The sequence below is a fragment of the Seonamhaeicola sp. MEBiC01930 genome (assembly GCF_045277075.1).
Lineage (GTDB): Bacteria > Bacteroidota > Bacteroidia > Flavobacteriales > Flavobacteriaceae > Seonamhaeicola.
In genome coordinates, this window is the sequence record NZ_CP104270.1 from 1802037 (window position 1) to 1814662 (window position 12626).

The window sequence follows — 12626 nt, forward strand, 5'->3', positions numbered from 1 at the left end:
TAAGGCCTTTATCTAACTAAACTAAAATACCCTGTGGTATTTTTACCATCGTTGTAAACTATATTATACCAGTAGTCATCTTTTGCTAATGGTATTCCGTTAAACGTTCCATTCCAACCTTCTGAAAGATCATTAAGTTGTTTTAATAATTTGCCATAACGGTTAAAAATGCAAACATATTTAATGCGATTTATTGGATTGGGAACTATCCAAATATCATTAATGCCATCACCATTTGGTGTAAAGAATTTTGGAGGAGGGTACACATCTTCTAATCCGGTTGAAAAAGTTTGCACTAAACAATTTTCTGTTTCTCCATAAATATTATAAGGAGTAATAGTCACATACATGGTTGTGCTTCCAGGTAAATCTCCGGGCGGATGGTAAATATCGGTGTCCCCAACATCAAATCTATTGAGTATATCTATATTGTCTGTTAGTGTTTCTAAGGTAATAATATATCCAACAGCTTCAGGAATTTTCTCCCATGTTAAGTTAGTGTCAACAGGTACATCCTGAGAATCTGGAATTGGTGTTGTTAAAGTTGTGCATTCTGGTCTTAAATCAACTGCTCCAGTAGTAAATGAAAAATCCTGGCACCCAAAGGCATTTCCAGCTAAATTATATGGTATAATTTCTACATAAATGGTTGTGCCGTTGGGTAAATCATTCATATGTGTGAAATTTGTTACATCACCAACATCCTCATTATTCAAAATATCAGTATTTCCGGGGTTGGTTCCCATAGAAATTAGATAGCCTGATGCCGTATTAGTCGGTTGCCATGAGAAAAGAGGGTTTATTCCTATATCAATAGCTCCTGGAGTTGGAGTTAGTAGTGTTGTACAGTTTGGAGGAGGTATATCTGGGCCAGTTGTAAAACTTTCCTCATTGCAATTTAAAGCATCTCCATCTGCATTATAAGGAGTAATTACAACAAATACAATGGTGTTTTCTGGTAATTTGTTTGAGTTCTGGTAATTAGCAGTATTGCCGACATCAAATCCGTTTAAGATATTATTGGCCCCTGGAGCAGTTCCAATATTAAGCTTATATCCAGTAGCGTTGCTTACTCTTGTCCAAGATAAACCAGTGCTAACCGCTATATTGGTATCACCGTCTAAAGGCATTGTTAGTCCGGTGCATAAAGGAGGCGCATAATTATAATGTTTTATCTTATTAATATGCTCATTTTTTGAACAAGTAGTATCTAGTAATTCATAACCATTAACAGGATTAATAATTAATAGAAAAACAATGAATATTGGTAAATACTTGTTGCGTAACATTATTGGTGAAGCTGAAATCTGGTAAAAATTGTTTTTATTTCAATATTACAAATATAGTATGTTAAATACTAGAAAATTAACTTAAGTTAATTGCAAAAAAAAGCCCAATTTTTTAAAATTGGGCTTTAGTTTTATTTTATAAATAGTTATTTCCCTTTATTGGCCTTTTCTATATATTTTTCTAAAGCCATAGTCATTGAAGGTGTTTCTGGGGTAGGAGCAGCTATATCAACACGCAAGCCTTTTTCTTTTACGGCTTTAATTGTGGTGTTTCCAAATACTGCAATTCGTGTGTCATTTTGTTGGAAATCTGGGAAATTCTTGAACAATGATTCAATTCCAGATGGACTAAAAAACACCAATACATCATAATATACATTGGCTAAATCAGATAAATCACTTACAACAGTTTTGAAAAATGTTGCCTGTTTCCAATCAACACCTAAAGCATTTAATGTTTCAGGTACCAAAGGTTTTACCTTATCTGTGTTTGGTAGTAAGAACTTTTCATCCTTGTATTTTTTAATCAAAGGAGATAATTCTGCAAAAGTACGTTTGCCTACATATATTTTTCGTTTTCTATAAACAACATATTTTTGTAGGTAGTAAGCCACTGCCTCAGATTGGCAGAAATATTTCATGGAGTCAGGAACCTTAAAACGCATTTCTTCAGCTACTCTAAAAAAGTGGTCTACGGCATTTCTACTGGTTAAAATAATTGCTGTATAGTTGTTTAAGTCAACTTTCTGGTGTCTAATATCTTTGGCAGGAACCCCTTCAACATGAATAAAAGGTCGGAAGTCTATTTTTACTTTTTGTTTTTCTTGTAAATCAAAGTACGGCGAGTTCTCTATTTTAGGTTCTGGTTGAGATACTAAAATTGTTTTCACTTTCATAAGCGCAGGTAGTTTGTTCTTTTCTAGATAATAAACACCTTATATAATATCACATATGGTGCAATTTCAAGAGCGCAAAGATATAAAATAAAATAGAAAAAATGCTGTTTTATTAAACTTTGATGAGTTTTAAAAGAGGTTATAAGTCCAATAATATTAACAATTAACAAGATTGTTATCATTATATAAATCAAAGTTAACGTTAAATTAAAACTGTATAGCATAATGGCATTAATAGGAAGCAATAAAATTCCTAAATAGTTTTTATAACTTATTTTTTGAAAAATGTATTGGTCTAATATTTTGTCTAATTCAAAAAGACTGCCAATAAGCCTTTCCAATAGTACTTTAACTAGTATAAAGGCACCAATGCCAATTGCAAATTTAAATAGAGTGTTTATTGAAATAGACTTAATTTGAAATTGAAACTGGTAAATTATATAAGCAAAAATTGAAGCACTAATTATTAAATTAGTAAAAAGTAAAGCGTCAAATTTATCTAAGAATTTTTGGTCTTTTGAATAGATTTTCAGGTATTTAGAGTTGCCAATTACAAAAATAAAATCTTCAAACCTTTTAGGAGCAGTTAATTTTGCAATAGCAATAATGGCAAGTGCAATTACCAATAAAATTGTAAATATTTCATTTGATGCAATTTCCCTAAACATGATGTAAAATTATCACAAATAATTAACAAGATGCCTAAATTATTAAGGAATATTTAAAAAAAATAAAGGCTTATTAATGTACATTTGTTAAAAATAAAAAGCTCAACTGAATACGAATGATAGGAGCCATTGTTATAATTCCAACCTATAATGAAATTGAGAATATTGAGGCTATCATTAAAGCTGTTTTTTCTCAATCTGATGTTGTTCATATTCTTGTTGTTGATGATAATTCACCAGATTTAACTGCCCAAGAAGTCAAGCGACTACAAAAAGATTTTCCTAATAGACTTTTTCTTGAAGAACGACAAGAGAAGTCGGGCCTAGGAACTGCTTATATTCACGGATTTAAGTGGTGCCTTGCCAAAGATTATCTATTTATTTTTGAAATGGATGCTGATTTTTCTCACGATCCAAATGATTTGCAACGATTATATAATACCTGTGCTATTGAAGGTGCTGATTTATCTATTGGATCCAGATATATTACTGGGGTAAATGTTGTTAATTGGCCAATGGGAAGAGTGTTGATGTCTTATTGTGCTTCAAAATATGTGAGGTTTATTACGGGTATGAAGATTAGCGATACTACGGCGGGTTATGTCTGTTATAAAAGAGCAGTTTTGGAAGCAATAAACCTTGATGCTATTAAATTTATAGGTTATGCATTTCAAATAGAAATGAAGTTTAAAGCTTATTTGAAGAAGTTTAAAATTATTGAAGTTCCTGTGATTTTTACAGATAGAACAAAAGGCGTATCTAAGTTAAGTGGTGGAATTATTTCGGAAGCTGTTTTTGGGGTTATATCAATGAAACTAAAGAGCCTTTTTAAAAAATAATGTCTTTATAAGACTAAAATTTTACTGAAGAATGAAAAAAACACTTATAAAAAATGCCAACATAGTAAATGAAGGAATTGTTTTTAGCGGAGACATTTTACTTGAGGGAGAATATATTAAGAAGATAGGTGAATCTTTAACCCCAAAATCTGCAGATGTTTTGGTTCTAGATGCCGAGGGGAAATATTTATTGCCAGGAGCTATTGATGATCAGGTACATTTTAGAGAACCAGGGTTAACCCATAAAGCCAATATTGAAACAGAATCTAAGGCCGCTATTGCGGGAGGTATTACTTCTTTTATTGAAATGCCTAATACTAGTCCCCAGACAACAACTGTTGAGAAATTAGAGGAAAAATTTGATATTGCTTCTAAAACATCATCAGCCAATTATTCATTTATGTTTGGTGGTACGAATGATAATTTAGACGAGATTTTAAAACTAGATGTAAATCAGGTAGCAGGCTTAAAGTTATTTTTAGGTTCTTCAACTGGAAACATGCTTGTTGATGACCCTAAAGTGTTAAAAAAGATTTTCGAAAGTACAAACCTTAGAATTTCTGTGCATTGTGAAGATGAAGGAACCATTAAAAGTAATCTAAAAGAGCATATTGCAAAGTATGGTGATGATATTCCAATAAGTCAGCATCCAATAATTAGAAGTGAAGAGGCTTGTTATTTGTCATCTTCAAAAGCTATAGAGCTGGCTAAAGAAACAGGTGCAAGGTTACATGTATTTCATCTTTCAACAGGTAAAGAAACAGGTCTTTTTGATAATGATATTCCATTAAAGGATAAAAAGATTACAGCAGAAGTTTGTATTCATCACCTTTGGTTTTCTGATGAAGATTATGATAAAAAAGGAACATTTATTAAATGGAACCCTGCGGTAAAAACGGCTAAAGATAGAGAACAATTATGGCAGGCATTGCTTGATGATAGAATAGATGTAATTGCTACAGACCATGCACCACATACTTTAGAAGAGAAAAATAACGTTTATACTAAAGCACCTTCTGGTGGGCCATTAGTTCAACATGCCTTACCAGCTATGTTAGAAATGTACCATAAAGAAAAAATTTCTTTGGAAAAAATAGTTGAAAAAATGTGCCATAATCCAGCTATTTTATTTGATGTTGATAGACGTGGTTATATTAAGGAAGGTTATTTTGCAGATTTAGTATTAGTAGATTTAAATAACCCTTGGACTGTAACTAAGGAAAACACTTTGTATAAATGTGGATGGTCTCCTTTTGAAGGTGCCACATTTAAATCTAGGATAACACATACTTTTATAAATGGTAATTTAGCATATCAGAACGCAAAATTTAGTAAAGTAAAATATGCTAAAAGATTAACCTTTAATAGATGATTTTAAAACGAATTCTAATTTTTATTCTTTTTTTGTTTGTTGCTGTTTCTTGTGGTGGACCCAAAAAACCTAAGAATTTAATTTCTAAGGACAAAATGGTTAATATATTAATTGATGCAAGCTTATTAGCTTCAGCAAATGCATCTAACAAGAGAATTTTAGAAGAAAAAGGAATTTATACCAATGCTAACACTTATGTTTTAAATAAGTACAATATTGATAGCTTACAATTTGCCGAAAGTAATACCTATTATACAGAACGCATAAAAGATTATGAAGAAATTTACCAAAGGGTAAAAGATAGTTTAGAGCTTTTAAAAGGAAAATTTAAAGAATTAGAAGAGAAAGAGCGGGTTGAAAGAGAGCAAAGGAGTAAAGATTCATTAGATGCGGTTATAAAGAAAAGAGACTCTATAACCCTTTTTAAAGGGAAAGATTCTTTAGAAATTATTAGAATTAAGGATTCCTTATCTAAAATTATATTACCAAAAGAGGTTGATGAAGAATTGGAGATTAATTTAATTGATCCTATTTCAGAAAATTAGAACCAATTTCACTAATACTTTCATTAATTGGTTTAAAGCTATACTTTAAAATGTCTTTAATTTTTTCACTTTTATAATTTTTCTCTGTAGTTAATGATTTAACTATATGTTTGGTTAAATGCCTGTTTTTACCAGTTAGTTTGGTTTTTAACCAATCTAGTTTCCATGCTAATTTTAGCAAGAATAAATCAGCTAGCTTTTTTGGCGGTTTTGCATTTACAGATTTTGCAAGGGCTTGTAAAAAATCTTTATAACTCCAGTTTTCAGCAACAAGAACGTAGCGTTCATTTTTAATATTACTTTCCATTAAATTAATCATAATGTTGGTAACGTCTTCTACAGAAATCAAACCAACAGTTCCAGAAGTATAGTATTTTAGACCTTTAGCGGCTTTTTTAAAAAAACTTCCAGTGCCGTATCTCCAAATTCCTGCTCCTAATATAACACCTGGGTTAACAATAACGGCATTTAATCCTTCTTGAGTAGCACGCCAAACTTCCATTTCAGCACCGTATTTAGTAATCCCATAAACGCTATTGTCATCTTCAGGGTTCCAAACAGATTCTTCTGTAATTGGGGTATTGTTTAGTGTATTTCCAAGTGTAGCAATTGAACTTACATAACAAAGCTTTTTAATATTTAAAGAATTACTAATGTTAACAACATTAGCTGTTCCTTCAATATTAGTTTTTCGTAAAAGATGATATTTGCCTGGGTCAAAAGAAACAAAAGCAGCACAATGATACACATAGTCAATGCCAATAAGTCCTTTGGTTAAAGAAGGAATGTCTAAAATATCTGCTTTTACCCATTCTATATTATTGTAGCAGGTTTTATAATCGTCGGTATAAGTAGAAAATACGTTTTTAACATTATTAAGTTTGCGCTCATTTCTGTAAATGGCTCTCACTTTTTTATTATTACTAACAAGTTTATAAAGCAAATGTGCCCCTACTAACCCTGTACCACCGGTTACTAAAATCATGCGACTAAAGTAAAGAATTATTCATAATACCTAAGTAATTATACATTGATTTTTATCTTTGCATAGTTTTTTAAAAAGCGTACGCCAGGGTATTTATAAATTTAAACCTAAACCTATTAAAATGATAAAGAATTTTGTTGAAGAGTTAACTTGGAGAGGAATGATTCATACGGTAATGCCAGGAGCCGAAGAACATTTAATGGAAGGTATGAAAAGTGCCTATATAGGGTTTGATCCGACAGCTGATTCTTTACATATTGGTAATTTGGTGCCAATTATGATTTTAGCTCATTATCAACGTTGTGGGCACAAACCAGTGGCATTGGTTGGTGGAGCAACGGGTATGATAGGTGACCCGTCTGGAAAATCAAATGAACGTAATTTGTTAGATGAAAAAACACTTCGTCATAACCAGGAAGCTATAAAGGGTCAATTATCACACTTTTTAGATTTTGAAAGTGATGCTGATAATGCTGCTGTTTTAGTGAATAATTACGATTGGATGAAAGAGTTTTCGTTTTTAGAATTTATTCGTGATGTTGGTAAACATATTACTGTAAATTATATGATGGCAAAAGATTCTGTTAAGAATAGAATTTCGTCTGACTCCTCAGAAGGGATGAGTTTTACAGAATTCACCTATCAATTGGTACAGGGCTATGACTTTTTGCATTTGTATAGAGAGAATAATTGCAGCTTACAAATGGGAGGAAGTGACCAATGGGGGAATATTACAACGGGAACAGAATTGATTAGACGAATTGCAGGAGGAAAAGGCTATGCCATAACTTGCCCGTTAATCACAAAATCTGATGGTTCTAAATTTGGAAAATCTGAGGGAGGCAATGTTTGGCTAGATTCAAAAAGAACTTCGCCATATAAATTTTATCAATATTGGTTAAACTCATCTGATGAAGATGCTGAGAAGTACATAAAGATTTTTACATTTTTAAGAGAAGAAGAAATAACAGCTTTAGTAGAAGAACATAAGAAGGCACCCCATGTTAGAGTGTTACAAAAACGTTTAGCAGAAGAAATTACTAAAATGGTGCATTCTGAAGCGGATTTAGATAATGCTATTAAGGCTAGTAATATTCTTTTTGGAAAGTCTACAAGCGAAGATTTAAAAGAATTAGATGAGCAAACCTTTTTAGATGTATTTGATGGTGTGCCACAAAAAGAAATTGCTTTTGCTGAGGTAGAAAATGGTTTAGACATGATTGCTGCTTTAGCAGAAAAAGGAGGTTTTCTAAAATCTAATGGAGAGGCTAGACGTGCTTTAAAAGAGAATTCAATTTCGGTAAATAAGCAAAAAGTAAAAGAAGATTACAAAATCACAAAAGAAGATTTAGTTAACGATAAATTCGTGCTTTTACAACGCGGTAAGAAAAATTATTTCGTATTAAGAACCATATAAAAACAGTTAAGCCTGATTTGAGAGAATCAGGCTTAACAACTAACCAACCAATTAAAAACTAATCTTTCTTTTTCTTAGCTTTTAGTATTGGTCGTTATTTAATTCAAAAGCTTACATAATAATTCAATTTTTTTTAAACAGTTTTTACATAGCCATAAGGTTACAACCCCTAATGTCTGAATGGTCAAACCGTCCTATAACTTCAAAAGTACCATCAGTATTTATTCTGCCTAAATCTTGAGTAGCTATAAATGAACAAGAATTAATATTTGCTAAATCAATAATATTAAGCCCACCAGTTTTTCCTGATTTTAAAGTTGAAAGCGGGTCTTCAGTATCTCTAGTAAAAACACGCATCCAGTCTGGGCAATTAAATAAGCCATTACCTTTGGAATAACCTTGACTTAGTAGTTCTGTCATGCCATATTCACTATGTATAGTGTTTACTCCAAACCCTGATTTTAAAATATGGTGTAATTCTTCTCTAATCAATTCTTTTCTTCTGCCTTTCATACCACCAGTTTCCATGATTATGGTGTTTTTTAAATTAAACTGATAGGTTTCAACCAAATCTAAAAGAGCAAAGGATACTCCAATAAGAAGTACTTTTTTTCCTTTAGACTCTACCTTAATTAATATGTCTTTTAACTCAGAAAAATTGTTTAAATAAAATCCACTTTCAATTTGATTAGATTGTTTAATCAATGAGTTTACCATATATATTAAAGAAGACCCCTCGCGTTCTAAATATGATGGTAAAAGTGCCAAAACCACATAATCTTCAATATTTCCATAAAACTGTTTAAAACCAAAACTAAAACTTTGGTTGTAAATTTTCAAGTCTGTAACATGATGCTTACTAGGTGAACTTCCCGTTGTTCCTGAGCTTTTAAATGTAGATTGAATGTTGTTTTTTGAACTTAAAATTTCATGTGATTTAAAAAATTGGATTGGCAAAAAAGGTATGTCTTTTATTGAAGCTACATCACTTGGAGATTTATATAATAAATCACAAAAAGAACGGTAGACTTTATTGTTTTCAAACTGAAACTTAAAAACATCAAGAGCTTTTGAGTTAAACTCTTGCTCTGTTTTAATATTGAAAATTGTATTTGGGTCTATCATAACTTTTATCCTAAGCAAAAGTATGTAAAAATAAAAAGCGTTGCTTTAGGCAACGCTTTTAAAATATAATATTTATATAAATTATTTGATTATCAATTTTCGGGTTTCACTGATTTCATTTTCAGTGATTTTCATAATATAAACTCCCTTGTTTAAGTTAGAAATATTTAATTCTTTACCAATTAATTTAGTGTTGTAAATCCGTTTTCCTAATACATTAAAAAACTCAATATATTTTAGTGAGTTGTTGGCTGAGGATACTGTAATAAAGGTTCTTCCAATATTAACAGGGTTTGGGAATATAGATAAACCTTCTATATTTTTTTGTACAGAAGTATCTGAAGCAAAATTTTGAGCACCTGCATTTATTGAGGTGAATGAAAATGCCAAAAAGAAAAATAAAATTAAAAAGTAGCTTTTTTTCATAGGCTTTAATTACTTGTTCTAAGTTACAAAATAATAGCAAAAGTTATACCAAAAAAGTGTTAAAGGTTATTGTTTTTAGTCGAAAGTTAATTTTTAGTAAGAGGTTTGTTATATTAATGTTATTAATTATTCAATATTGATTATTTTGTACATTAAGTTTTATCTTTACTTACTACAAACTTTAATTTCAAAATGAAGAAAAAGGATATTAAAATATTATTAGTTGATGATGAGCCAGATATTTTGGAAATAGTTGGATATAATTTATCTAGTGAAGGCTATCAGGTAATTACTGCAGAAAATGGTTTTGAAGGTGTGAAAAAAGCTAAAAAAGAGTTGCCTCAATTGATTATTTTAGATGTAATGATGCCTGAAATGGATGGTATTGAAGCTTGTGAGTTAATTAGAAAAAACCCTGATTTAAAAAATTCAATAATTACATTTTTAACTGCTAGAGGAGAAGATTATTCTCAGGTTGCAGGTTTTGATGCAGGTGCAGACGATTATATAACTAAACCAATTAAACCAAAGGTTTTAGTTAGCAAAGTAAAAGCACTTTTAAGACGTTTTAAAGAAGAAGACGTTGCAGATACTGTAAAAATAGGTAGTTTAATAATTAATAGAGACGAATATAAAGTTACTTCAAAAGGAAAAGAAGTCATATTACCAAGAAAAGAATTTGAATTATTATCTTTATTGGCATCAAAGCCGGGGAAGGTTTTTAAGCGTGACGAAATTCTAGATTCTGTTTGGGGTAATGAGGTGGTTGTTGGTGGAAGAACCATAGACGTTCATATTCGTAAACTTCGTGAAAAATTAGGAGACGATAGCTTTAAAACGGTCAAAGGCGTTGGATACAAGTTTGTAGATTAATGCCAAATGCAACATACCAAGTTTAAAAAGTCGTACAAGTTTGCGTTAAAGACAGCACTGTTAATAACTATCTATGTTACGCTCTTTACCAGTCTCTTTTTATATTATTTTTTTAATCTTAAATGGTACCACCCTTTGATTTTATCAATTGGTGTGTATATATTTTCGTTTGTAATTACTCAGTTTAGAATTGAACGTTTTATTTATAAAAGGGTTAAAAAAATATATGACGATTTAACACTTCTTGAATCGGCAAGCTTAACAAAGGGGTCAATTACAACAGATATGAGAACTCTTACCCATGAGATTGACAAATATGCCCGAGATAAGAAAATAGAAATTGAAACTTTAAGAGTAAGAGAACAATATAGAAAGGAGTTTTTAGGTAACGTATCTCATGAACTTAAAACACCATTATTCACCGTTCAAGGCTATATCTTAACCCTTCTTGATGGGGCTATGAATGATGAGAAACTTAGAACAAAATATTTAACAAGAGCAAGTAAGGGTATTGAAAGGTTAGGTTATATAGTTAATGATTTAGATATGATTACTAAATTAGAAGTTGGTGATTTAAGTCTTAATTATGAAAAGTTTAATATTGTAGAATTGGTTGAAAGCGTATTTGATATGTTTGAGATGAAAGCCAGTAAGAAAAAAATAACTCTTACGTTTGATACTGATTATAATTACCCCATAATGGTAAATGCTGATAAAGAACGGATTCAACAAGTGTTAGCCAACTTAGTTGTTAATTCTTTAAAGTATGGAAGGGAAAAGGGAACCACAGAAATTAGTATTGAAAACCTAATAAAAAATAAAGTCATAATTAGGGTAACTGATAATGGTGAAGGAATAGAGAGTGAGCATTTAGAACGTTTGTTTGAGCGTTTTTATAGAGTAGATAAAAGTGGTTCAAGAAAAGAAGGTGGCTCAGGTTTAGGGCTTTCCATAGTAAAACATATTATTGAAGCTCATGATGAAAAAATATATGTAGAAAGTGAATATGGTGTTGGTAGTGAGTTTTCATTTACCCTAGAAAAGGTTAAATAGCTTCTTGTAATTAATTTCAATATCAAAAGCCTTGAGTCCTTCAAATCTACTGGCTTCTTTAATTTTATCTAAAGTAAATTCATCTTGATTACAGCTTGGAACAAAGTTTAGCTTAGTTAACCTTTTGGCCAAATATTCTTGTTCAAATTGTCCTGGTGTAGGAATAAAATAAGCTTTCTTATTCAATTTGGCCAGATCCATAACGGTAGTATAGCCAGATCTAGAAATAACCAATTCACTTTCATTTATGGTTTTTTCTAATAATTGAGAAGTCATAAAATTGTAAATGGTCATATTTCCAAGTACCTGAATAGTTTGCTCTTTTTGCATTATACCTTTTACAAAAACAACTTTTTCTTGATAGTTTTTTAGTTCAGAAAAGAGTTTTTCTTCAAGTAATGTACGTTGTGGTTCTGGACCAGAGAGAAGAATTAAAATCTTATTTGTAGGTTCAACCATACTTCTTTTAAACCTGCTTAAAGGTCCAATATATTTAGTTGGAATTTCAAAAGAATTGGTATGACCTAGTTTTCCACTTAAATTTATCTCTCCTTTGGCATCGGGTACCCAGCAAACCGTAAATTTCTTAATGAATTTCCCATGCATTTTAGTGCTTAACCAGGTAGTGTTTCCACTTAAAACATTAAGCTGATGTGTTATAAAAACCGAAGGTACTTTTTTGCTATAAACCCCCAGTCTATTGTCAGAAATAATTCCTGATATGTTTTGCATCTCAACAATGGCTTTGGTTGCTTTTTTTTCAGCTTTAATTGCGTTTATAAGCTTTGGAGTATCTTTTATAAGTTTTAATTTAAAGTTTTTGCCTTTTTTTGCATAGGTTACATTATATGAAGGTAACTCTATTGATGATAGTGAGGGGAACTCTTTTTGTAAGAGTGATAAGGCAACCCCATCACTGGCAATAATAGGCTCAAAGTTATACTCAATCAAGGCATAAATTATAGGAATGCACCTAGTAGCATGTCCTAGCCCCCAATTTAAAGGTGCAACTAAAATTCTTTTTTTATTCTTCAAAATAAATACAGTTTCAATAATTGCCTGAAAACCTCAATCGAATAATGTTTTGTTTTCTCAGGTTAATGAGTAAAAGCAAAAATAAAGATATAAACGCTGTTGT

13 protein-coding genes are annotated in these 12626 nt (G+C 31.0%); 6 read left to right on the forward strand and 7 right to left on the reverse strand.

All coding sequences use genetic code 11. The annotated features are described in order from the left end of the window. Positions 1-8: 8 nt before the first annotated feature. From N1F78_RS07860 to N1F78_RS07870, 3 genes are all read right to left on the reverse strand, one after another. Complete coding sequence (locus tag N1F78_RS07860) at positions 9-1289, reverse strand: T9SS type B sorting domain-containing protein (protein ID WP_406685625.1); 1281 nt, start codon at positions 1287-1289, stop codon at positions 9-11. A gap of 146 nt (positions 1290-1435) precedes the next feature. Next, positions 1436-2185, reverse strand: a complete 750-nt coding sequence (locus tag N1F78_RS07865) for a uroporphyrinogen-III synthase (RefSeq protein ID WP_406685626.1) — start codon at positions 2183-2185, stop codon at positions 1436-1438. A 23-nt stretch (positions 2186-2208) separates the two neighbouring features. Beyond that, a complete protein-coding gene (locus N1F78_RS07870) occupies positions 2209-2853 on the reverse strand; it encodes a DUF4271 domain-containing protein (protein ID WP_406685627.1) in 645 nt (214 codons plus the stop codon). 116 nt (positions 2854-2969) lie between these two features. Here N1F78_RS07870 and N1F78_RS07875 point away from each other — a divergent pair, with 116 nt between their 5' ends. From N1F78_RS07875 to N1F78_RS07885, 3 genes are read left to right on the forward strand one after another with little or no spacing between them, the layout of a single operon-like run. Beyond that, on the forward strand, positions 2970-3692 hold the full coding sequence (locus tag N1F78_RS07875; RefSeq protein WP_406685628.1) for a polyprenol monophosphomannose synthase: 723 nt from the start codon (positions 2970-2972) through the stop codon (positions 3690-3692). Positions 3693-3723: 31 nt separating this feature from the next. Beyond that, a complete protein-coding gene (locus N1F78_RS07880) occupies positions 3724-5064 on the forward strand; it encodes a dihydroorotase (protein ID WP_406685629.1) in 1341 nt (446 codons plus the stop codon). Then, positions 5061-5609 (forward strand): DUF4296 domain-containing protein, encoded by a 549-nt coding sequence (locus N1F78_RS07885; protein WP_406685630.1) that lies wholly within the window; start codon positions 5061-5063, stop codon positions 5607-5609. The genes N1F78_RS07880 and N1F78_RS07885 overlap by 4 nt, the downstream gene beginning before the upstream one ends. On the opposite strand, the gene N1F78_RS07890 is transcribed toward N1F78_RS07885, so the two are convergent. Beyond that, a complete protein-coding gene (locus N1F78_RS07890) occupies positions 5593-6594 on the reverse strand; it encodes an NAD-dependent epimerase/dehydratase family protein (protein WP_406685631.1) in 1002 nt (333 codons plus the stop codon). The two genes, N1F78_RS07885 and N1F78_RS07890, sit on opposite strands and share 17 nt — an antisense overlap. A gap of 121 nt (positions 6595-6715) precedes the next feature. On the opposite strand from N1F78_RS07890, the gene tyrS reads away from it, so the two are divergent. Further along, positions 6716-8011 (forward strand): tyrosine--tRNA ligase, encoded by a 1296-nt coding sequence (tyrS, locus tag N1F78_RS07895; protein WP_406685632.1) that lies wholly within the window; start codon positions 6716-6718, stop codon positions 8009-8011. Positions 8012-8155: 144 nt separating this feature from the next. On the opposite strand, the gene N1F78_RS07900 is transcribed toward tyrS, so the two are convergent. Further along, on the reverse strand, positions 8156-9136 hold the full coding sequence (locus N1F78_RS07900) for an acyl transferase (protein WP_406685633.1): 981 nt from the start codon (positions 9134-9136) through the stop codon (positions 8156-8158). An 81-nt stretch (positions 9137-9217) separates the two neighbouring features. Further along, the gene (locus tag N1F78_RS07905; RefSeq protein WP_406685634.1) at positions 9218-9562 is read right to left on the reverse strand and encodes a T9SS type A sorting domain-containing protein; all 345 of its coding nucleotides are present in this window, start codon (positions 9560-9562) and stop codon (positions 9218-9220) included. Between the two features lie 192 nt (positions 9563-9754). On the opposite strand from N1F78_RS07905, the gene N1F78_RS07910 reads away from it, so the two are divergent. Both N1F78_RS07910 and N1F78_RS07915 read left to right on the forward strand, forming a co-directional pair. Then, entirely contained in the window at positions 9755-10435 is a 681-nt protein-coding gene (locus N1F78_RS07910) for a response regulator (protein WP_406685635.1), read from the forward strand. Between the two features lie 6 nt (positions 10436-10441). Next, on the forward strand, positions 10442-11488 hold the full coding sequence (locus tag N1F78_RS07915) for a sensor histidine kinase (protein ID WP_406685636.1): 1047 nt from the start codon (positions 10442-10444) through the stop codon (positions 11486-11488). Here the strand turns inward: N1F78_RS07915 and N1F78_RS07920 are convergent. After that, positions 11471-12523, reverse strand: a complete 1053-nt coding sequence (locus N1F78_RS07920) for a glycosyltransferase (protein WP_406685637.1) — start codon at positions 12521-12523, stop codon at positions 11471-11473. The two genes, N1F78_RS07915 and N1F78_RS07920, sit on opposite strands and share 18 nt — an antisense overlap. Positions 12524-12626 lie beyond the last annotated feature (103 nt).

Excerpts from the sequence above, each read along its gene's own strand:
- N1F78_RS07885 (WP_406685630.1), top strand. The coding sequence starts at position 5,061 with ATGATTTTAAAACGAATTCTAATTTTTATTCTTTTTTTGTTTGTTGCT.
- N1F78_RS07905 (WP_406685634.1), bottom strand. The coding sequence starts at position 9,562 with ATGAAAAAAAGCTACTTTTTAATTTTATTTTTCTTTTTGGCATTTTCA.
- N1F78_RS07865 (WP_406685626.1), bottom strand. The coding sequence starts at position 2,185 with ATGAAAGTGAAAACAATTTTAGTATCTCAACCAGAACCTAAAATAGAG.
- N1F78_RS07870 (WP_406685627.1), bottom strand. The coding sequence starts at position 2,853 with ATGTTTAGGGAAATTGCATCAAATGAAATATTTACAATTTTATTGGTA.
- N1F78_RS07875 (WP_406685628.1), top strand. The coding sequence starts at position 2,970 with ATGATAGGAGCCATTGTTATAATTCCAACCTATAATGAAATTGAGAAT.
- tyrS (WP_406685632.1), top strand. The coding sequence starts at position 6,716 with ATGATAAAGAATTTTGTTGAAGAGTTAACTTGGAGAGGAATGATTCAT.
- N1F78_RS07915 (WP_406685636.1), top strand. The coding sequence starts at position 10,442 with ATGCAACATACCAAGTTTAAAAAGTCGTACAAGTTTGCGTTAAAGACA.
- N1F78_RS07860 (WP_406685625.1), bottom strand. The coding sequence starts at position 1,289 with ATGTTACGCAACAAGTATTTACCAATATTCATTGTTTTTCTATTAATT.
- N1F78_RS07910 (WP_406685635.1), top strand. The coding sequence starts at position 9,755 with ATGAAGAAAAAGGATATTAAAATATTATTAGTTGATGATGAGCCAGAT.
- N1F78_RS07890 (WP_406685631.1), bottom strand. The coding sequence starts at position 6,594 with ATGATTTTAGTAACCGGTGGTACAGGGTTAGTAGGGGCACATTTGCTT.
- N1F78_RS07900 (WP_406685633.1), bottom strand. The coding sequence starts at position 9,136 with ATGATAGACCCAAATACAATTTTCAATATTAAAACAGAGCAAGAGTTT.
- N1F78_RS07880 (WP_406685629.1), top strand. The coding sequence starts at position 3,724 with ATGAAAAAAACACTTATAAAAAATGCCAACATAGTAAATGAAGGAATT.